We start from the raw sequence: 19,593 nt of genomic DNA on the forward strand, positions 1-19,593 counted from the left end.
CAGCGGCCGCGCCGTTTCCTGCTTATGGCGTCAGGTCAACGCGAAGGCAAGGGTTTTGCCCAGCCTGCGATGTAAATGCTTCGTGCGCTAAATCGATACACGCGTGGAGATATCGCCACCTCGGCTTGCCAAGCGTTTGCGCAGTTTCTAAAGCTCGCACGCCCGGCAAAGCTGGCGGCCGGCCCGCGCCGGTTGAGGGAGGTGACGATTGGCCCCAGAACGGTCCACCGGCAATCGGATCGGCGCCGAAGACATTCGCCGCCGCAAGGGCGGCGTGCCGATCGTCTGTCTCACCGCCTATACCTATCCGATAGCCCGCATGCTCGATCCGCATGTCGACCTGCTTCTGGTCGGCGACAGCGTCGCCATGGTGCTGCATGGCCATGCCACAACGCTCGGCGCTTCGCTGGAGATGATGATCGCGCACGGACAAGCGGTGATGCGTGGCTCCGCAAAGGCCTGTGTGGTGGTCGACATGCCGGCAGGCAGCTACGAGGCCTCAGTGGCGCAAGCCGTTGCCTCGGCAAGGCGCATCATCGGCGAGACGGGCAGCCAGGCGGTCAAGCTCGAGGGTGGGGTCGACATGGCCGCGCAGATCGCGGCAATCGTCGCGGAAGGCATCCCGGTCATGGGCCATATCGGCCTGCAGCCGCAGTCGGTGGACAAGGACGGCGGCTACAAGATCAAGGGCAGGAGCAGGGAAAACATCGCCGCCCTTTTTCGCGACGCCGAAGCGGTTGAAAAGGCCGGCGCCTTCTCGGTCGTCATCGAGGGCACGGTCGAGGCGGTGGCTTCGGACCTCACCCGTCATATCGCGATCCCGACCATCGGCATCGGCGCCAGCGGCGACTGCGACGGCCAGATCCTGGTGGTAGACGACATGATCGGCATGACCGTCGACCGCGTGCCGAAATTCGTCAAGGAATACGCAGTGCTGCGCGACACCATTGCGGATGCGGCGGCGCGTTACGCCGACGAGGTGCGCAGCCGCGCATTTCCCGGACCTGACCACGTTTTTTCGGCGGCATCGGGCAAGGACCAGGCATGAGCGGGCCAATCGTCGTCGAGAGCGTTGCGGCCCTTCGCGCGCAGATCCGGGATTGGCGCCGGGCTGGCCTCAAGATCGCGATGGTGCCGACCATGGGCGCGCTGCATGACGGCCACATCTCGCTGGTCAGGATCGCGCTCAAAAAGGCGGAGCGCTGCGTCGTCTCCGTCTTCGTCAATCCGACCCAGTTCGCGCCGACCGAGGACCTGGACAAATATCCGCGCCAATTGGCCCGCGATCTCGACCAACTGCGGGAAGCAGGCGTGCATCTGGCCTTCACGCCAGGCGTGGCGGAAATGTACCCGGCCGGCTTCGCCACCAAAATCTCGGTCGGAGGCCCCTCCTCCGGCCTGGAGACGGATTTTCGGCCTGCCTTCTTCGACGGCGTCGCCACTGTCGTGGCCAAGCTTTTCCTGCAGGCAGCGCCCGACTGTGCCGTGTTCGGTGAGAAGGACTACCAGCAGCTTTGCGTTGTCAGGCAGCTGTGCCGTGATCTCGATCTGCCGGTCGAGATCGTCGGCGCGCCGACCGTGCGTGATTCCCACGGCCTCGCCATGTCGTCGCGCAACGCCTATCTCGGCGCGGCCGAGCTCGAGATCGCGCGCAAATTCAACGTGGTTCTGCGTCAGACCGCGGCCGAGCTCGCGTCCGGCGCGGATGAGGCACGTGCGGTGAATGCGGCTGCCGAAGCGCTCGTCAGCGCGGGCTTTCGGAAGGTCGACTACATCGCCGCGCGGGAGGCCGCAGCGCTCGCGCCCTGGCGGCGGGACCGCGACGGGCGCCTGCTCGCGGCGGCCTGGCTCGGCACCACCAGGTTGATCGACAATGTGGAAGTCCCAGCTACCTGATCTGTGCTGATCAGCCCGGCGTCTCAGGCAGCGTTCAGTCCATCGCGCACCGCATCATCCGCTGGCGGAGGTGCACCTGTGCGAGGGCAGGTTTGATCGCGGGGATCGGCGCGATCAATCAAAACCCTGCGATGAGGCAATCGGCATCCGCCGGCGCTTTAGCCGAGCCGCTTCTCCAGGATGAGCGCGGGCCATCCCGAACTGCCGCCGCAATCCGCTGTCCTGCCTGCCGTCCGAAATCCGTTCGCCTCGTAGAAGGCGATCGCCACCGCATTCGCCTGCTCAACCTCCAGACGCAGCGTCCGCATCTCCGGAAAACTGGCCTCGACTTCGTCGAGCAGCGCCTGGCCGATCCTTTGCCGCTGACAATCCGGAGATACGTAGAGCTGGTTCAGAAGGACGATCCTCGGGTTGGCAGTCGCGGCCGCGAAAGCCATGCCGCCAAGCCGCTTGCCATCGTCAGCGACCAGGAATTCGGAATTCGGCCGGGCCAGTTGCGCCTTGAGCGAAGCAAGAGAATGCCAGTCGTCGGTGATCGCCGTTACATGCTCGGCGCCGTAGATGGCGTCATAGGTCGCATGCCACGTCTCGACCAGCAGCGCGCGGATCGCAACAAGATCGCGCTCGCTGGCGGTGCGGACGAACATCGCTCTATTCGATGCCGAGTTTGGCCTTGACCAGCTCGTTGACCGCCTGCGGGTTCGCCTTGCCGCCGGTCGCCTTCATCACCTGGCCGACGAACCAGCCGGCCATGGTCGGCTTGGCGCGCGCCTGCTCGGCCTTGTCCGGATTGGCGGCGATGACCTCGTCGACCGCCTTCTCGATGGCGCCGGTGTCTGTCACCTGCTTCATGCCGCGGCTTTCGACCAGTTGGCGCGGATCACCGCCCTCGTTCCAGACGATCTCGAACAGGTCCTTGGCGATCTTGCCGGAGATCGTGCCCTCCTTGATCAGGTCGACGACCGTACCGAGCTGCTCAGGCGAAAGCGGAGCGTTTTCAATATCTTTGCCAGCCTTGTTGAGAGCGCCCAGCAGGTCGTTGATGACCCAGTTGGCGGCAAGCTTGCCGTCGCGCCCCGAGGCCACCTTCTCGAAATAGTCGGCGATCGGCTTTTCCGAGACCAGCACCGAGGCGTCGTAGGGCGATAGGCCTAGCGAGCCGATCAGCCGCGCCTTCTTCTCGTCCGGGAGTTCCGGCAGATGCTGTGCCAGATCATCGACATAGGCCTGGTCGAACTCCAGCGGCAGAAGGTCGGGGTCGGGGAAATAGCGGTAGTCATGCGCCTCTTCCTTGGAGCGCATCGAGCGCGTCTCGCCCTTGTTGGGGTCGAATAGGCGCGTCTCCTGCTCGATCGAGCCGCCGTCTTCGAGGATGGCGATCTGACGGCGCGCTTCGGACTCGATGGCCTGGCCGATGAAGCGGATCGAGTTGACGTTCTTGATCTCGCAGCGCGTGCCGAACGCGCCGCCCGGGCGGCGCACCGAGACATTGACGTCGGCGCGCAGCGAACCCTCGTCCATGTTGCCGTCGCAGGTACCGAGATAGCGCATTATGGTGCGCAGCTTGCTGACATAGGCCTTGGCCTCGTCGGCAGAGCGCATGTCCGGCTTGGAGACGATCTCCATCAGCGCAACGCCGGACCGGTTGAGGTCGACATAGGACATTGTCGGATGCCGGTCGTGCATAGACTTGCCGGCATCCTGCTCCAGATGCAGGCGCTCGATGCCGACCTCGATGTCCTCGAACTCGCCCTGCCGGTCCGGTCCGACCGAGACGATCACCTTGCCTTCGCCGACGATCGGCTGCTTGTACTGCGAGATCTGATAGCCCTGCGGCAGGTCCGGGTAGAAATAGTTCTTCCGATCGAAGACCGACTTGTGGTTGATCGCGGCCTTCAAGCCCAGCCCAGTGCGGATCGCCTGCTTGACGCATTCCTCGTTGATCACCGGTAGCATGCCGGGCATCGCCGCGTCGACCAGGCTGACATTGGCGTTGGGCGCCGCGCCGAAAGAGGTCGAGGCGCCGGAGAACAGCTTTGCCTCGGACGTCACTTGCGCATGCACTTCGAGCCCGATGATGATTTCCCAGTCGCCGGTGGCGCCGGAGATCAGGCGTTTCGGGTCGGGCGTGCGGGTATCGATGATGCTCATGGAGGCCTATGGGTCGCATTTGTGGCTGGCGCGATTTTGCTTATCGCGTTGCGAAAATCGCATCACTCGCTAGTGCAAACCGTTCCTTGAGACAAGTCCAAAGCCGCGCGCAGGCTTCCAGGCAGCTTGCGCTTGTAAGCCCACGGGCTGTGCTGGCGGCACCTTCCCGCCTGTATCAGGCGGTGGCGATGTAGGCCCGGATCTCCTCGGCCTCGCGCTCGACATCCTCGATCCGGCGCTTGACCACATCGCCGATCGACACGATGCCGTCGAGCATCCCGTCCTTCTCCACCGGCAGGTGGCGGAAGCGACCCTTCGTCATGATCTCCATGACCTCGTTGACCGTGTGGTTCTCGTTGCAGATCTTGACCTTCGGCGTCATGGCCGATCGGACCGGAATATCGAGCGCGGCCGCGCCCTCCCTGGCCAGCACTCGCACGATGTCACGTTCGGAAAGGATGCCGACGATCTTGCGGTCGCCATTGGTGATGACCAGCGCGCCGATCCTATGCTCGGTCAGGATGCGAATAGCTTCGCTCAGCTTTTCATTAGGCCCGAGTGTGAACACGTCATGGCCTTTTTGCTCAAGAATTGCCTTCACAGTCATGGCGTCCTCCTGTGCCTTGCCCGCCGGCTCCTGCCCTGACCGGCATTCACGTTCCGGTGAACATGGTGCGCCGTGATTGGTTGCATTTCAAGTGCGCCGCAGCGCTACTCGGACGGCTGGGGCCGATCGAAAAAACGCACGCCGAAAAAGCCTCCGACAAAGCCGCCGATATGGGCTTCCCAGGCGATCTGTCCTTCGATCCCCGGCGCAAAGCCGAGAAGGCCGGTGGCGAGGTTGATCACCATCCAGACGCCGAGGAAGGTCATGACGCCGCGCGAACGCAGCACGATTGCGATCGGCAACGGCTCGCCGGCGAAGGCCGCCTGGCCTGACGAGCGATCGATCCGGAACCCGTAGCGCGCCGCAGCTCCCATCATGCCCGAGATCGCGCCCGACGCGCCGACCAGCGGCATCTCGCCATAAGGATGCATCGCCCAGAACAGCGCTACCGAAGCCAGCCCGGTCACGGCGTAGAACACCGCAAACCGGGCCGCGCCGAAACGATTGGCGAGCGGTGAGCCGAAAGCGGCAAGCCACACCATGTTGACGGCAATGTGAGCGAGGCCCCCATGCATGAAGGCATAGGTGAAGGGGCGCGTGAACAGGAACCAGTCGAAGCCGTATTGACCGGTGTAGAGCACCGGAATGAAGGCTCCGTCGTAGAGCAGCGTCATTTGCTGGTCGTCGTTCAGCACATATCGCTCCAGCAGGAAGACGATCGCGCAGATCCCCATCACCGCCAGCACAACCGGCGGCAAGTTGAACACCGGCTCGCGGCGCGGCTCCGGCGCTTCGTCGTCTGGTTGCATTTCGGTTTCGGTCGGTGTTACCGGCTCGCTCATGGCCTCTTCGCAGATGGCTGGAGACTCGATTTCGGCCGAGCATGTAGTTCACGCCTGATCGAATCACAAATCGCGAATCGCTCAAGCTGAATCGGATAGGGCCTGGATCGGCGACGCGAATCAAAAGAAAGCCGTCCAGGTTTCCCTGAACGGCCGGTCGAGTCCCCTGCTCCCCGAAAACTGACTGAAGCGCTGCCGATCGCTGCTGAAACGACCGTTGTGGAGTGGTTTTTGATGTGCCACAGGCCCCGTCGGCGCGCAACGTAAACCACTTGTTAACCTTAACGGCCCCGAGACGTGAACAAACGTTAACGATGCTGGCACGCATCCTGCTCCGCACCGCATGAAGGTCATCGGAGGGCGCCCTGTCTGTTCGCCGATGGGACAACAAGAAAGACAGATTGCCGGAGCGGAATGGAAATGAATCAGAACGGATCAATCGCGCTGTTCCAATATTGGAACCGGCTGCGTGATGGCCGCCCGGCTCCGAAACGCTCGGAAGTGGAGCCGGCGGACATCAAGACGCTCCTGGCCGATACATTCATCCTGGAGCGCGACACACGCGCCGAAGCCGTGTTCCGGCTGGCCGGCACCAGGCTCTGCGCCTATTACGGCCGCGAGCTCAAAGGGTTTTCCTTCCCCTCGCTCTGGCGCGAGAAGGACCAGCGGCTTATGTCGCGTCTCATCCACGGCGTCTTCGACCAGAAATCGGTGCTGCTTCTGACCTATGAAGGATTCAGCCGAAACGGTCGTTCCAGCAAGTTCGAGCTGCTGGCGCTGCCGCTCGATGGCGGCGTCGAGAGCCCTCGCTGCCTCGGCATCGTCAGCGCCGCGGATCGGCCGTTCTGGCTTGGTGCCGACCCGCTGGCGGACGCCCTGATCGACGCGATTCGGGTCATCGATCCCGACAAGGACCCGATGTTCCTGAAGAACCGGCCGGCGATCGATGTTCCGTCGCTCGTGCCGACGGAGTTCGACGCGCCCGAGACCATTTCGGCGCTCGGCCGCGTACGCCGGATACGGCATCTCGTCGTCTTCGACGGCGGGCGCAACGAGTAGAGCGGAGCGCGAGATTTTGCCCCGATCTGGTCCAGGCCTTTGCCTTGCGTGGGCGTCCGCCCCCAACCCATTTGGGCCGGCTTTTTCCCGTTTGTTAACCTGCTTTGCTGTAGCTTTTTCCGGTGAAATTCCTCGCACGTCGCGCGGAATGCCAACGGGGTGTAGGCAGTCATGAGGTCAGCGGCGGAATTTGCGCCGTCCCGTGTGGAGCGGCGCAATTTTCAGCGTGTCCGGGTGAAAATCTACGGACGCTTCATGCTGGAGGACCGCACGGAACACGCGTGCCAGGTGATAGACATGTCGCCAGGCAATGTCGCCTTGCGCACCGATCGCGTCGGCATGCCGGGGGAAAAGGTCATTGCCTATATCGATCACATCGGTCGCATCGAAGGCATCGTGACGCGCACCTCGCAGGACGGTTTCGCGATGACCGTCGTCGCTTCGGACCGCAAGAAGGACAAGCTCGCCGCGCAGCTCACCTGGCTTGCGAACAAGCATGAGCTCGACCTGCCGGAAGACCGCCGCCACGAGCGCGTCGCGCCGCGCAATCCGATGAGCGTGCTGCAGCTCACCGACGGGCGACAGTATCAGTGCCGCATCATCGACCTGTCGCTCTCGGGCGCGGCGATCGAGATCGACGTCAAACCAGCAATCGGCGTGCAGGTCATGCTGGGAACGATGCGCGGCCAGGTCGTGCGTCACTTCGAGGACGGCGTCGCCATTGAGTTTGCCGTCATCCAGCGGCCGGAAACCTTGGATTCGGAATTCAACGCGCCGCGGTCCTGACCGCTTAGAATGCGGACATGCATCCAATCGGCCTCCAGCGGCCGGTTTTTTGTTGGCCGGATCAGGGCCTTCTAGCAGCCGGGCGGCATGTCGAGAAGCCACGTGATCCGGGTGCGGCGGCCGGTTTAGATTCTCAACAATCCGCAGTCGAGATAGTTCAAATTTTATATTTAATCTACGGGCGTTTTACTCAATCTCTACTTCCGGTTTTTGCGTCAAATAAATCCCAACGTGGCACAGTCTCTCTCAAACGGGGAGACTACCATAATGAAAATGACGAGGGGCAAGCTGTTGCTCTTGGCAATGGCGATGCAGCTTTCCGCCTGGGGCACGGCAAGCGCGGGACCGCTGTTCATGCATACGGGTGGCCGCACCGCCCAGCCCGTCGGCCATTATGAACTCTGCCAGCGTATCCCCATCGAATGCAATGAGAGGACGCCGAATGGGTCTCCTGTCGAGCTGACCCGCAAGCTGTGGGCGACGATGATCAAGGTCAACAATTCGGTCAACACCCGCGTCAAGCCACGTACCGATATGGAGATCTACGGGGTCGAGGAATACTGGGCCTATCCCGACAACGGTTTCGGCGACTGCGAGGACTTCGCGTTGGAGAAGCGCCGCGAATTAATGGCCGCCGGTGTCCCCGCCGGCGACCTTTTGATGACGGTCGTGCGCCAGCCGAACGGCGACGGCCACGCGGTGCTGACGGTGCGCACCAGCCTCGGCGAGTTCATCCTCGACAATCTCGAGCCGAAAGTGCTCGCCTGGAACGACACGGTCTACACCTACCTCAAACGTCAATCGACAGAGAATTCAGGCGTTTGGGTTTCGATCAACGACGGCCGCGAGGACGCGGTCGCCAGCGTCCGCTAGGATCCCAATGCATGCTGCCCCAAGATGCGCAGGGCTTTTGGGGCAACACGAAGAGATTAAGCACGCCGCATTCATACGGCGTGCCTGGAAAAAGCCCGGTCGAGTCCCCACCCTCCCCGTCCCCAACGACCGGGTTTTAGGAGCCGGCCCTGTCCCCGGGCCGGCTCCGCTTTTTTTGCCGCCGCCTGCGGGCCTTTCTCGTAACGGCAGACCGGAGCACTATGGCCGTTTATTTTTGGATGGACGGCGATGCTGGAAATCCCTGACGACCGCTGCGAGCGCGCCAAGCTGTTCAAGGCGATAGACGACGCCTTCAAGGCGGGCGATTTCGATGGGCTTGGCAAGGCGCTCGGCGGCTCCGCGCAATGGTACGACGAGAGGATGCCGTTCGAGCTCGGCCTCGGCCATCCCTTGGAATACGCGATCTATTGGAGCCCGGCCGGCTTCATCGTCACGCTGCTTGATGCAGGCTCGAATCCGAATTACGAGGATCCCGCCGGCTTCCCGTCGATCATCGCCGCGCTATCCACCGAGCGGCCGGACAGGCTGCAGCTTATCCAGATCCTGCTCGAGCAGGGCGCCGACCCGAACATGCGCGGGGTCAACGACTGGACGCCTCTGCATTACGCCGTGGCGCAGCGCGACGCCGAGGCAATCCGCCTGCTGCTGGCGTCGGGCGCGGATCCGTCGCTCAGGACGCGCATCGATGATTGTGAAACCGCCCTGGAAGGTGCAGACCGCGCCGGTTTCGAAGCGGGGGCGTCGCTGCTGCGTCAGGCAATGTCCCGACGCAGTGAATAAGGTCGCGGGCGAAGCGGCGGACTGAACCGCTGTCACAGCTCCTTCAATCCGGTCTTGAAGCGCCTGCCGTTGGCGACATAGTGCGCGGCCGAGACCCGCAGCCTCTCGATTGCCGCGTCATCCAGCACCCTTATCGCCTTGGCGGGCGAGCCGACGATCAGCGAATTGTCCGGGAAAACCTTGTTTTCCGTCACCAAAGCGCCGGCGCCGACCAGCGAATTCTTGCCGATCCTCGCGCCGTTGAGCACGATGGCGCCCATGCCGATCAGGCTGCTGTCGCCGACCGTGCAGCCATGCAGCAGGGCGCGATGACCGATCGTGCAGCCCTGCCCGATGGTGAGCGGATAGCCCGGATCGGTGTGCATGACCGTATGTTCCTGCACATTGGTGTCGGCGCCGATGGTGATCGTTTCACCGTCGCCGCGGATGACGACGCCGAACCAGAAGCCGGCATTGCGGCCTATCGCGATATCGCCGATCAGCGTGGCGTCGGGCGCCACCCAATTGGTTTCGGCGTCCTCGAACCGGGGCGCCTTCCCGTCGATCGCATAGATCGGCATCTTTTCTCCGATTCGTCTCAAGCCGAGAATTCGGCGGAGCTTAGGAGACCCGTTGCCCAGGAAGCAATGGTGATCAGCACGATGCCGAGCGCCAGTGCCCAGGCAATCGCCGTGCAGCCGCAGGAAAGCAGCGCCAGCGTGCCGATGCGTCCCTCGCGCCGCGCAGCCAGAGCATCATTGGTGAGCATGAACGGGCCGGCGCAGGCGGTCACCGCGAGCGAGCGCACAATATGGGCAGGCGTGACATAGGGTTCGGCGAAGGCCAGCCGGCCACCGCAGACGATTTCCATCGCCGAGCCGGCGAGGCCGCAAGCCGTCAGGCCGACCGCAAAAGCGTAGAGAGGGAGCAGCATGAGATCCATCTTTACCAACCGTTTACCATGAGACCGCACAGTCGTGCCGACGCGCTGCAAGAGCCATGCCGCGCTAGTTGTGCCACCTGAGGACAGGTGAGCGGATCGGGGAATTGCGATGAGAGAGGCAGCCGCCGCGGAGGAATTCGAGGTTGTCGACTCGACCTTGATGAAGCGGGTCTTCTATGTCTTCGCGGCGCTCGCCCTGCTTTCGGTGGCTATCAGTCTCGGCGGCAAATGGCTCGGCCGGTCGATCGCCATGGCCGGCTACACCGACGACACGACCGTGCGCCAGGTCGTCATGGGCAACAATGTGATCAGTGTGCCGGCCAACTTCATCCGCTTCGACCAGGCCAGGCGCGACGGAAACGCCTCGCGCCTCGACCTTTATCTGCGCTATCCCGAAATGGACGGCTACAGCACCGCCGCGCGCGGCGACTTCAACCACACCACGACCAGGAAGATCATCTTCCTGTCATTCGAGCCGCGGATGATGTCGCGCGACATGAGCGGCCGTTTCGCGCCGATCTACAGCGCCCTGATCGTCAAGCCGGGCACACCCGGCCCGGGCGGGACGACGCTCTACGGCTTCGCCGAGAAATCGGGCTATCTCAACGAGGTCCTGGCGGTCGCCGACCGCCCCGGCAAAGACCCGTTCGTCGCCCGCTGCCTGAGCGGCCCAAGTGCCGAGGAATCGCTGGCCCCCTGCGAGCGCGACATCCAGGTCGGCGACGATCTCAGCCTCACCTACCGCTTCCCGCGCGAGTTGCTCGGGAACTGGCAGGTGCTCGATGCCGCGATCGCCACCAAGGTGGCCGGTATCCTGAAAACGGGACGCTGAAGCGCTGCGCCGGAGCCATGGGCGCGCCACCCGCTCTTCCTCTCCAGCGGCCAGCCTGGCTCAATATATCGGCACGACCGGCTCGGCGATGCGGTCTGGCATCGGGCCGGCAAGGCGCGCTATTGGTCGAACATGATGCCACCCTATCTCACGTTCGACCCCGTCAGCCGCCGCCTGCGCCTCGACCCGCATGAACCGGCCTTTGTGCAGAACCCGTATGAGGGCTACGCCTTCTTGCACGGCGCTTCGAACGCCTTCTTCTGGGAGAATTACGGTTTTTGGTGTTTCGGCGGCTTCGACGACGTCAACCGCCTGCTTCGCGATCGTCGCTTCGGCCGCCAGAACCCGGCCGGCATTCCCGACAGCCGCGGGGTTGGCGACGACCGTTCGCACCTGACAGCCTTCGACGCCATCGAAGCCAATTCGATGCTTGAGCTCGAGCCGCCGGTGCATACTAGGCTGAGAACTTTGGTCAATCGAGCCTTCGTCTCGCGCCAGGTCGAGCGGCTGCGGCCGCGCATCGAGGCTCTGGCCAACGAGTTGATCGACCGCTTCGAGCCGGGCTCTGCCGATCTTCTGCCCGCTTACGCCTCGCCCTTGCCGATCACCATCATCGCCGAGATGCTCGGCGTTCCGGTCGAGATGGGGCCGCAACTGCTCGACTGGTCGCATCAGATGGTCGCCATGTACATGCACGGCCGCACGCGCGAGACCGAGGAGACGGCCAACCGCGCCGCGCGCGATTTCGCGGCGTTCCTGCGCGGCTATGTCGCCGAGCGGCGCAAGAGACCCGGCGACGATCTGCTTTCGCTGCTGATCGAGGCCCAGGACAACGGCCAGAAGCTCTCGGAGGACGAGCTGGTTTCCTCAGCTATCCTTCTGCTCAACGCAGGGCACGAAGCGACTGTGCACCAGACCGGAAATGCCGTGAGAACGATCCTCGCGCAGGGCGGCGATGGGCGCCGCTTCTTTGCAACACCGGAGGCCAATGCCGCCACGGTCGAGGAATGCCTGCGCTACGATGCGCCGCTGCACATGTTCCTGCGCTATGCCTATGAAGAGATGGAAGCTGCTCCGGGCATTTTGCTCAAGCCCGGAGAGACGGTGGCGCTGCTGCTCGGCATGGCCAATCACGACCCGCTGGCTTTCGCCGGACCGGCCACATTCAACCCGGCGCGGACGGACCAGAAGAACGTGTCGTTCGGCGCCGGCATCCACTTCTGCATCGGCGCGCCGCTGGCCAGGCTGGAGTTGCAGGTGTCGCTGAAGACGCTGTTCGACCGGCTGCCGGATCTAGGCCTGACGGAAGAGCCGCGCTTCCGCGACACCTATCATTTTCATGGATTGGAAGCGCTCTCGGTGCGCTTCTGAGCCGCAAAAATCCGAAGATCTGAAAATGAGATTCGCCTTTCTGCAGGAACCGCCCTTCTGCTTCACCGATGCATCCGGGAAAGTCGGCGGCTGCGACGCGATGCTGGCCGAGAAGATCTTCGCGATGTCCGAAACGACGGCTTTCACGCCCGTCGAGACTGAATTCGCCGAGTTACTGCCGGGACTGGCCGACGGCCGCTGGGACATGACCACCGGCCTGTTCATCTCGGAAGAGCGCAGCAAGCTGGTGGACTTCAGTCGCCCGATCTGGTCGCTGCCGGACGGCTTGATGGTCGCCAAGGGCAACCCGCTCGACCTTGAAGGCTATCGCTCTCTTGCAGGCCACCCCTCCGCGAGGCTTGGCGTGATATCGAACCAGATCCAGCATCGGACGGCCCTGCAGAATGGCGTGCCGCCGGAGCGGATCAGTGTGTTCACCACGCAGGCCCAAGCGGCGGAGGCGGTGGCTACCGGCATGGTGCAGGCCTATGCCAGCGTCGCCATGGCGCATCGCGGCTACATCGCGCGGCGACCGGCTGCGCTGGCCGATGTCATTGACGTTCCCGCGTCCGAACGGCTGCCCGCCGCCGGCGCGTTTGCGGTCGCCAAAGGCAACGACGCGTTGAGGCGGCGTGTGGATGATTGTCTGGGCGACCTGCTTGGAAGCCGGTGGCACCGCGACCTGATGGCCGGATTCGGTTTCTCCGAAGCGGATGTCGACCCGCTGCTCTAACAGCCCGGCAAGCGCGCTTCACAGCTTGATCACATATTCCTTGCGAGTCGTCTCCACCACTTCCCAGGTCCCTTTGAAACCCGGCCGCAGCACAAAACTGTCGCCGGCCTTGACCGTGCGCGCGTCGCCGCCGTCTTCGGCGATCACCGAGACGCCGGACAGGATGTGGCAGAATTCCCATTCGTCATAGACGATGCGCCACTTGCCCGGCGTCGCTTCCCAGATGCCGGCATAAAGGCTGCCGTCCCGCTCCTCGACATTCCAGGTGCGGAATTTCGGATCGCCGGAGATCAAGCGTTCCGGGGCCGGCGCGCCGGCCTCCGGCTCGACAGTTTCGGGATCAACCGCGAGAAAGGCGGACATCGCGCTCAGACCTTGCTCAGCGCCTGTTCGAGGTCGGCGACGATGTCGTTGACGTCCTCGATGCCGATCGACAGGCGGACCGTGTCCGGGCCGGCACCGGCCTTTACCTTCTGCTCGTCGGACAGTTGCCGGTGCGTGGTCGAGGCCGGGTGAATGACCAGCGACTTGGTGTCGCCAACATTGGCGAGGTGCGAGAACAGTTCCAGCGCCTCGACGAACTTGACGCCGGCCTCGTAGCCGGCCTTGAGGCCAAAGGTGAAAACGGCGCCGGCACCCTGCGGCGAGTATTTCTTCTGCAGCGCATTGTTCTTGTCGCTCGGCAGTCCGGGATAGTTCACCCAGGCGACTTTTGGATGGTTGGAAAGCCAGGCGGCGACGCTCGCGGCGTTGTCGCAATGACGCTGCATCCTGAGCGGCAAGGTTTCCAGGCCGGTCAGGATCAGGAAGGCGTTGAAGGGCGAGATCGCCGGGCCGAGGTCGCGCAGGCCGAGCACGCGCGCGGCAATGGCAAAGGCGAAGTTGCCGAAAGTCTCGTGCAGGACGAGGCCGCCATATTCAGGGCGAGGCTCCGACAGCATCGGGTATTTGCCCGACTTCGACCAATCGAAGGTGCCGCCGTCGACGATGGCGCCGCCGATCGAATTGCCGTGGCCGCCGATGAACTTGGTCAGCGAATGCACCACGATGTCGGCGCCATGCTCGATCGGCCGCACGAGATAGGGCGAGGCCAGCGTGTTGTCGACGATCAGCGGCAGGCCGTGCCTGCGAGCGATGTCGCCGATCTTCTCGATGTCGACGAAGATGCCGCCCGGATTGGCGAGGCTTTCGATGAAGATCGCCCTGGTGTTGTCGTCGATTTGGCTCTCAAAGGTCGATGGATCGTTGGTATCGGCCCAGCGGACCTCCCAGCCATAATTCTTGAAGGCGTGGCCGAATTGGTTGATGGAGCCGCCATAAAGCTTTGTGGCAGATACGAAATTGTCACCCGGCCGCATCAGATTGTGGAAGACGATGACCTGGGCGGCGTGGCCGGAGGCGACGGCCAGCGCGGCAGTGCCACCTTCGAGCGCGGCGAGACGCTCCTCGAGAACCGCCTGCGTCGGGTTCATGATGCGGGTATAGATGTTGCCGAAGGCCTTCAGCCCGAACAGCGAGGCGGCGTGGTCGGCGTCATCGAAGACATAGGAGGTGGTCTGATAGATCGGCGTGGCGCGCGCGCCGGTCGCCGGGTCCGGCTTGGCGCCGGCATGGACGGCGAGCGTGTTGAAACCGGGCGTACGGGTCATCGAAGCCTCCCTCTCAAACTTGCGAAAATCGCCGGGCATTCTTGGCCAAGCGCGGTCGTGAATGCAAAGAACAAAATACCTTTCGGCGTGCGATCTGCGGCGAACGCCCAGGAAAATCCATTTCTTCCCGGAATAATTTTGCGCGCCTGGTTGTCCGTCTATTTCTGGCGCACGCCAAAACTCTGGAAACCCTTGCGCATCAATGGCTTCTTCGACGACAGCACGCCAGAGTTGACGCCGGTCCAGCCGATCTCGCCCGACAGCTTGCCATATTCGATCTTGGGACAGCGGTTCATGACCACCTTGATGCCGGCTGCCTCGGCGCGCGCGGCGGCCTGGTCATGGCGAACACCTAGCTGCATCCAAACGACCTTCGGCAGCGGATCGAGCTTCAGTACCTGCTCGACGATGCCAGGGACAGCGGCCGAGCCGCGAAAAATGTCGATCATGTCGACCGGGTGCGGCAGGTCGGCCAGGCTGGCATAGACCGTCTGTCCAAGGATCTGCTTGCCGGCATGACCGGGATTGATCGGCAACACCGAAAAACCCTTGGCCAGCAGATATTTCAGCACGAAATAGCTCGGCCGCACGTCGTTGGGCGAGGCGCCGACCATGGCAATGGTCTTCACCGAGTTCAGAATGCCGGCAATGTAGCTGTTGTCGTAGGCGTCGTGATTCATGGCTCGTCCTCATACAGCGCATCGGCGAGAAAGGCAGCCGGATCGCTGCAGAAGTCACGCATCATGCGAAAATGATCGGTGTCCTGAAAATCAATCAGATCGAGGCCGAAGCGGCTGATGCGGAAGAGCCGCGCGTTCGGGCAGGCCATCAGCAACGGCGAGTGCGTCGCCATGATCACCTGCGCGGTGCCGGACCGCTCCATGCGCTGAAGCAGCTTCAGCAACTCGATCTGGCGCGTCGGCGAGAGCGCGCTTTCGGGCTCGTCGAGGATGTAGATGCCCTGTCGTCGGCAGCGTTCCTCGAAGAAGCGGATGAACCCTTCGCCATGCGACCATGACAGGAAGTCCGGCGGCGCTCCGCCAGACTCCAGCGCCGCCTGGTCAAGATAACGAGCCACGGAGTAAAAGGACTCCGCCCGGAAGAACCAGCCCGCGGTGACCTTCGGCAGCCAATGGCAGCGCAGCGCAGCGGCAAGTGCCCCGCCACTCTTGTCGATGGCGCCTGAGTGGTCGACGGGCATATAGCCTTTGCCGCCGCCGGCCTCGTCATAGCCGGCCAGCGCGCCGATGGCTTCGAGCAGCGTCGATTTGCCGGTGCCGTTCTCGCCAACGATGATGGTGATGGCCGACGTGAATTCGAACTCGAATTCGCGATCCCGGAAGATCGGCAGGCTCCATGGATATCCATCCCAATCCGTGACGCGCGAAGGCTCAAGCAGAATGCGCTTGAGATAGGGCGCTTTCAGCCGCGTCAGTTGCTTGCGGGCAGCCACGTCGGACCTTCAATCATGAAAAAGCGCGCTGCATTCTCGGGTCAATTATTCGTCGGCCCATTCCGGCTTGCGCTTGCCAATGAAAGCGCCGATGCCTTCCTCGGCGTCGCGCGCCAGCATGTTTTCCACCATCACGCGGCCGGTATAGGCGTAGGCGTCAGCCAGCCCCATTTCGGCCTGGGCGTAGAACGCCTCCTTGCCGGTCTTGACCACCAAAGACGATTTTGAAGCAATCGTTTGCGCGTATTTGTTGACAACCTGATTCAGATATTCGCGCGGCACGATCCGGTTGATGAGACCGAACTCCTTGGCCGTCGCCGCATCGATCGTCTCGCCGGTGAGAAGCATTTCCATCGCCTGCTTGCGCGAGACGTTGCGCGACAGCGCAACCATCGGCGTCGAGCAGAACAGGCCGATATTGACGCCGGGCGTGCAGAAGGTCGCTTCGTGCGAGGCGATGGCGAGGTCGCAGCTCGCGACAAGCTGCAATCCGGCCGCCGTAGCCAGACCGTCGACCTCGGCGATCACCGGCCTCGGATGGCGCACGATGGTCTGCATCAGCTTTGCGCAGGCGACAAAGGTCATTTCGAAGAAGGCGCGGCCGCGATCCGGTTCGGCGCGGCGCGCCGTCATTTCCTTGAGGTCGTGGCCGGCGCAAAACACTTTGCCTGACGCTGCCAGGATGATGACGCGTACGGATTTGTCGTCCTTCACGCGGTCGAACTCGGCCTGCAGCGCCGCCATCGTCGCCAGCGACAGCGCGTTGGCCGGCGGGCTTGCAAGAGTGAGGCGCAGCACGCCCTTGTCTTGGCTGACAAGAACCGGGCCGTCGGCGACGGCGGGCTTGATAGCAACGACTTCGGCCATTTTTGAACCTCTCGATCAGCGGTCCCGGGTTATGGAGCAACAGAACTAACATGCTGCCGATTGAAGAACAGCCGCGAGACGTGTTTTCTCCGTGGCACCGTTTGGTCCAGGCGCGCCGCCTGGAACTTCCCGTATATAGGAATCGCGCATGCCCGCTCAAAGCAATCTCAAGCCGGTGCTGACCGCAGCCGAAGTAAACGGGCTGATGGCAAGCGTCTATCCGCAGCTCAACGACCAGTTCTCCTTTTATGAGGCGCTGGAAGTGTTTCCGGGCGGCTGCACGGTGCGGCTCAATGCCGACCAGCGGCATCTGCGTCCCGGCGGCACCGTCTCGGGTCCGGCGCTGTTCACGCTTGCCGACATCGGCGGCTATGTGTGCGTGCTCAGCCATGCCGGGCCGGATGCGCTTTCGGTGACGACCAATCTCAACATCAACTTCATGCGCAAGGCCGAGGCCGGACCGATTGACGGCCATTGCCGTATCCTCAAGCTCGGAAAGAGCCTGATGGTCTTCGACATCGACATCGTCGCCGGGGCCGACCGGCACACGGTGGCCCACGCCACCGGGACCTATTCGATCCCGCCGAAGCGAATGGATGAGGTAAAATAATACCGTTTCGCCAATTGATTGTTTTTGCTCTATTTTCAGCGCCAGTAGAGTTTCCGCTTGGCTTGACGCATCCGGCGCCCTCGCCTATAAGCCGTCACGAAACAGCGGCCGCAAGGGCCGCCGTTTTGTTATTGCCGGACGGCTTGGCCTCTCCGTCAATTCAAGCAACAAAAAACGCCTGTTCCTGCCGTTCGCGGACAGGACGGTCAACCTGAGAGCAAAACCATGGCTACCTTTTCGCAGAAGCCTGCGGATGTGGTGAAGAAGTGGGTGCTGATCGACGCCGAGGGTCTCGTCGTCGGCCGCCTTGCCACTGTCATCGCCAACCATCTGCGCGGCAAGCACAAGCCCACTTTCACCCCGCATGTCGATGATGGCGACAATGTCATCGTCATCAATGCCGACAAGGTGGTGTTCACCGGCAAGAAGTACACCGACAAGGTCTATTACTGGCACACCGGCCATCCCGGCGGCATCAAGGAGCGCACCGCGCGCCAGCTGCTCGAGGGCCGCTTCCCCGAGCGCGTCGTCGAGAAGGCTGTCGAACGCATGATCCCGCGCGGCCCGCTTGGCCGCCGCCAGATGAAGAGTCTCCGCGTCTATGCAGGCACTGAGCATCCGCACGCGGCCCAGCAGCCCGTCACGCTCGACGTGGCCAAGCTGAACTCCAAGAACAAGAGGGCCTCGTAATGGCTGAGCTTTCCTCGCTCGCAGAACTCGGGACTGTCACGACCGCCGCGCAGCCGGCAGCGCCTGTCCATGTCCAGAAGCTCGACAAATCGGGCCGCGCCTATGCCACCGGCAAGCGCAAGAACGCCATCGCGCGCGTCTGGGTGAAGCCGGGCTCCGGCAAGATCATCGTCAACGACAAGGAATTCGCGACCTATTTCGCGCGTCCCGTGCTGCAGATGATCCTCAACCAGCCGATCGTCGCCGCCAACCGCGCCGGCCAGTACGACATCGTCGCCACCGTCATCGGCGGCGGTCTCTCCGGCCAGGCGGGCGCCGTGCGTCACGGCATCTCCAAGGCGCTGACCTATTACGAGCCGGGCCTGCGTTCGGTGCTCAAGAAGGGCGGCTTTCTCACCCGCGACAGCCGCGTGGTCGAGCGCAAGAAATACGGCAAGGCCAAGGCGCGCCGCAGCTTCCAGTTCTCGAAGCGCTAAGCGCTACGGGTCCCCAGCTTTCGAAAAGGCCGCCTCCGGGCGGCTTTTTTGTTTCCGTCACCAGTGCCCGGCCGGCGTTTTTATGTAGTCGATGAACGCGCGCAGCGGCGCCGGCACCAAGCGCCGGCCAGGGTAATAAAGAAACGGCCCCGAGAAGCTTTGCCACCAGGGCTGGAGCACAGGTTCCAGAACGCCGCTGTCGAAATACGGGCGCACCCAGTCCTCGAAGAGCCAAAGGATGCCGACGCCGGCGATCGCCGCATCGACAGCGAGATCGACGCCTCCACCGATGCTGACGACCAACGGCCCCGTCGGATCGACCCGCACCACCTCGCCCTCCCGCTCGAATTCCCAGGGCGTCATGACCCCGCTCGGGAAGCGGCCGCGCACGCAGGCATGGCCAAGCAGGTCGCGCGGGTGCTGCGGCCGACCGTGCCGGTCAAGGTAGGACGGCGCGGCGGAGGTCGTGAAGCGCTGCGCGCGCGGTCCGATCGGCACCGCGATCATGTCCTGCTCCAGCCGCTCGTCATAGCGGATTCCGGCGTCGCAGCCGGCCACCAGCACATCGACAAAGTTCTCCTCGGCGATCACCTCCAGGCGAATGGCGGGATAGGCCGCGAGAAATCGCGGAACGATTTTGGGCAGCACCAGCCGCGAGGCGCTTATCGGCACGTTGAGACGCAAGGTTCCGGCGGGCCGGTCGCGAAAGCCGTTCACCACATCGAGCGCAGCTTCTACCTCGCCCAATGCGGGGCCGAGCCGCGCCAGCAGGCTGGCACCAGCTTCGGTCAAAGCAACGCTGCGCGTGGTGCGGTTGAAGAGCCTAACACCGAGTTGGGTTTCCAGACGGCGGATGGCTTCGCTGAGCGCTGACGCGCTGCCGGCCGTGGCGCGAGCTGCTTCGCGAAAGCCGCCGGCGCGGGCCACGGCCATGAACGCCTGGAGATCGTTGAGTTCGGCCGCCATTGTCCTAAA

General features: G+C 63.3%; 24 protein-coding genes. 12 read left to right on the top strand and 12 right to left on the bottom strand.

From position 1 onward, the window contains the following. Window positions 1–208: 208 nt before the first annotated feature. Both panB and panC read left to right on the top strand, forming a co-directional pair. Window positions 209–1,048: a 3-methyl-2-oxobutanoate hydroxymethyltransferase gene (gene panB / locus P9217_RS23585; protein ID WP_278055944.1), complete on the top strand. Its 840-nt coding sequence runs from the start codon at window positions 209–211 to the stop codon at window positions 1,046–1,048. Then, window positions 1,045–1,896, top strand: coding sequence for a pantoate--beta-alanine ligase (gene panC, locus P9217_RS23590; RefSeq protein ID WP_278088047.1), 852 nt, complete (start codon window positions 1,045–1,047; stop codon window positions 1,894–1,896). Before panB ends, panC begins: the two co-directional genes overlap by 4 nt. 158 nt (window positions 1,897–2,054) lie before the next feature. Here panC and P9217_RS23595 read toward each other — a convergent pair whose 3' ends face one another. The 4 genes from P9217_RS23595 to P9217_RS23610 form a co-directional block, all read right to left on the bottom strand. Continuing rightward, on the bottom strand, window positions 2,055–2,543 hold the full coding sequence (locus P9217_RS23595) for a GNAT family N-acetyltransferase (RefSeq protein WP_278088048.1): 489 nt from the start codon (window positions 2,541–2,543) through the stop codon (window positions 2,055–2,057). Window positions 2,544–2,547: 4 nt separating this feature from the next. Then, entirely contained in the window at window positions 2,548–4,047 is a 1,500-nt protein-coding gene (gatB, locus tag P9217_RS23600) for an Asp-tRNA(Asn)/Glu-tRNA(Gln) amidotransferase subunit GatB (protein ID WP_278088049.1), read from the bottom strand. Between the two features lie 175 nt (window positions 4,048–4,222). Then, on the bottom strand, window positions 4,223–4,654 hold the full coding sequence (locus tag P9217_RS23605) for a CBS domain-containing protein (RefSeq protein WP_066989480.1): 432 nt from the start codon (window positions 4,652–4,654) through the stop codon (window positions 4,223–4,225). Window positions 4,655–4,758: 104 nt separating this feature from the next. After that, on the bottom strand, window positions 4,759–5,496 hold the full coding sequence (locus P9217_RS23610) for a rhomboid family intramembrane serine protease (protein WP_095824717.1): 738 nt from the start codon (window positions 5,494–5,496) through the stop codon (window positions 4,759–4,761). 420 nt (window positions 5,497–5,916) lie between these two features. On the opposite strand from P9217_RS23610, the gene P9217_RS23615 reads away from it, so the two are divergent. The 4 genes from P9217_RS23615 (at window position 5,917) to P9217_RS23630 (ending at window position 9,015) form a co-directional block, all read left to right on the top strand. After that, a complete protein-coding gene (locus P9217_RS23615; RefSeq protein ID WP_067321654.1) occupies window positions 5,917–6,555 on the top strand; it encodes a PAS domain-containing protein in 639 nt (212 codons plus the stop codon). Between the two features lie 171 nt (window positions 6,556–6,726). Further along, window positions 6,727–7,341 carry a PilZ domain-containing protein gene (locus P9217_RS23620; protein WP_278088050.1) on the top strand — a complete coding sequence of 205 codons (615 nt, stop codon included), beginning with the start codon at window positions 6,727–6,729 and terminating at the stop codon, window positions 7,339–7,341. A gap of 267 nt (window positions 7,342–7,608) precedes the next feature. Beyond that, the gene (locus P9217_RS23625; protein WP_278088051.1) at window positions 7,609–8,214 is read left to right on the top strand and encodes a transglutaminase-like cysteine peptidase; all 606 of its coding nucleotides are present in this window, start codon (window positions 7,609–7,611) and stop codon (window positions 8,212–8,214) included. Window positions 8,215–8,463: 249 nt separating this feature from the next. Continuing rightward, on the top strand, window positions 8,464–9,015 hold the full coding sequence (locus tag P9217_RS23630) for an ankyrin repeat domain-containing protein (protein ID WP_095801301.1): 552 nt from the start codon (window positions 8,464–8,466) through the stop codon (window positions 9,013–9,015). A 32-nt stretch (window positions 9,016–9,047) separates the two neighbouring features. Here the strand turns inward: P9217_RS23630 and P9217_RS23635 are convergent, their stop codons facing one another. Together P9217_RS23635 and P9217_RS23640 are read right to left on the bottom strand one after the other, a co-directional pair. Beyond that, window positions 9,048–9,575: a gamma carbonic anhydrase family protein gene (locus P9217_RS23635; protein ID WP_095801300.1), complete on the bottom strand. Its 528-nt coding sequence runs from the start codon at window positions 9,573–9,575 to the stop codon at window positions 9,048–9,050. A 17-nt stretch (window positions 9,576–9,592) separates the two neighbouring features. Beyond that, complete coding sequence (locus P9217_RS23640; RefSeq protein ID WP_095801299.1) at window positions 9,593–9,937, bottom strand: hypothetical protein; 345 nt, start codon at window positions 9,935–9,937, stop codon at window positions 9,593–9,595. 109 nt (window positions 9,938–10,046) lie between these two features. Between P9217_RS23640 and P9217_RS23645 the strand changes: the two genes are divergently transcribed. From P9217_RS23645 to P9217_RS23655, 3 genes are all read left to right on the top strand, one after another. Beyond that, on the top strand, window positions 10,047–10,769 hold the full coding sequence (locus tag P9217_RS23645) for a hypothetical protein (protein WP_095801298.1): 723 nt from the start codon (window positions 10,047–10,049) through the stop codon (window positions 10,767–10,769). Between the two features lie 132 nt (window positions 10,770–10,901). Beyond that, window positions 10,902–12,140 carry a cytochrome P450 gene (locus P9217_RS23650; RefSeq protein ID WP_278088052.1) on the top strand — a complete coding sequence of 413 codons (1,239 nt, stop codon included), beginning with the start codon at window positions 10,902–10,904 and terminating at the stop codon, window positions 12,138–12,140. Then, on the top strand, window positions 12,109–12,873 hold the full coding sequence (locus tag P9217_RS23655) for a transporter substrate-binding domain-containing protein (RefSeq protein WP_278088053.1): 765 nt from the start codon (window positions 12,109–12,111) through the stop codon (window positions 12,871–12,873). Before P9217_RS23650 ends, P9217_RS23655 begins: the two co-directional genes overlap by 32 nt. A gap of 18 nt (window positions 12,874–12,891) precedes the next feature. Here the strand turns inward: P9217_RS23655 and P9217_RS23660 are convergent, their stop codons facing one another. The 5 genes from P9217_RS23660 to P9217_RS23680 form a co-directional block, all read right to left on the bottom strand. Continuing rightward, a complete protein-coding gene (locus P9217_RS23660) occupies window positions 12,892–13,236 on the bottom strand; it encodes a cupin domain-containing protein (RefSeq protein WP_095824721.1) in 345 nt (114 codons plus the stop codon). 5 nt (window positions 13,237–13,241) lie between these two features. Beyond that, window positions 13,242–14,522, bottom strand: a complete 1,281-nt coding sequence (locus P9217_RS23665) for an O-acetylhomoserine aminocarboxypropyltransferase (protein WP_066989881.1) — start codon at window positions 14,520–14,522, stop codon at window positions 13,242–13,244. A 158-nt stretch (window positions 14,523–14,680) separates the two neighbouring features. Further along, window positions 14,681–15,202 (bottom strand): CoA-binding protein, encoded by a 522-nt coding sequence (locus P9217_RS23670; protein ID WP_095801296.1) that lies wholly within the window; start codon window positions 15,200–15,202, stop codon window positions 14,681–14,683. Continuing rightward, window positions 15,199–15,975: an AAA family ATPase gene (locus P9217_RS23675; protein ID WP_067330124.1), complete on the bottom strand. Its 777-nt coding sequence runs from the start codon at window positions 15,973–15,975 to the stop codon at window positions 15,199–15,201. The genes P9217_RS23670 and P9217_RS23675 overlap by 4 nt, the downstream gene beginning before the upstream one ends. A gap of 45 nt (window positions 15,976–16,020) precedes the next feature. After that, a complete protein-coding gene (locus tag P9217_RS23680) occupies window positions 16,021–16,842 on the bottom strand; it encodes an enoyl-CoA hydratase (RefSeq protein ID WP_278088054.1) in 822 nt (273 codons plus the stop codon). 148 nt (window positions 16,843–16,990) lie between these two features. Here P9217_RS23680 and P9217_RS23685 point away from each other — a divergent pair, with 148 nt between their 5' ends. The 3 genes from P9217_RS23685 (at window position 16,991) to rpsI (ending at window position 18,618) form a co-directional block, all read left to right on the top strand. Continuing rightward, window positions 16,991–17,452, top strand: a complete 462-nt coding sequence (locus tag P9217_RS23685) for a PaaI family thioesterase (protein WP_095801293.1) — start codon at window positions 16,991–16,993, stop codon at window positions 17,450–17,452. Window positions 17,453–17,677: 225 nt separating this feature from the next. After that, window positions 17,678–18,142 (top strand): 50S ribosomal protein L13, encoded by a 465-nt coding sequence (rplM, locus tag P9217_RS23690; protein WP_278088055.1) that lies wholly within the window; start codon window positions 17,678–17,680, stop codon window positions 18,140–18,142. Next, window positions 18,142–18,618, top strand: a complete 477-nt coding sequence (rpsI, locus tag P9217_RS23695; protein ID WP_066989448.1) for a 30S ribosomal protein S9 — start codon at window positions 18,142–18,144, stop codon at window positions 18,616–18,618. Before rplM ends, rpsI begins: the two co-directional genes overlap by 1 nt. Before the next feature lie 57 nt (window positions 18,619–18,675). On the opposite strand, the gene P9217_RS23700 is transcribed toward rpsI, so the two are convergent. Continuing rightward, a complete protein-coding gene (locus tag P9217_RS23700; RefSeq protein ID WP_278088056.1) occupies window positions 18,676–19,584 on the bottom strand; it encodes a LysR family transcriptional regulator in 909 nt (302 codons plus the stop codon). Window positions 19,585–19,593 lie beyond the last annotated feature (9 nt).

Source organism: Mesorhizobium sp. WSM4989, from assembly GCF_029625795.1.
Classification (GTDB): Bacteria; Pseudomonadota; Alphaproteobacteria; order Rhizobiales; family Rhizobiaceae; genus Mesorhizobium.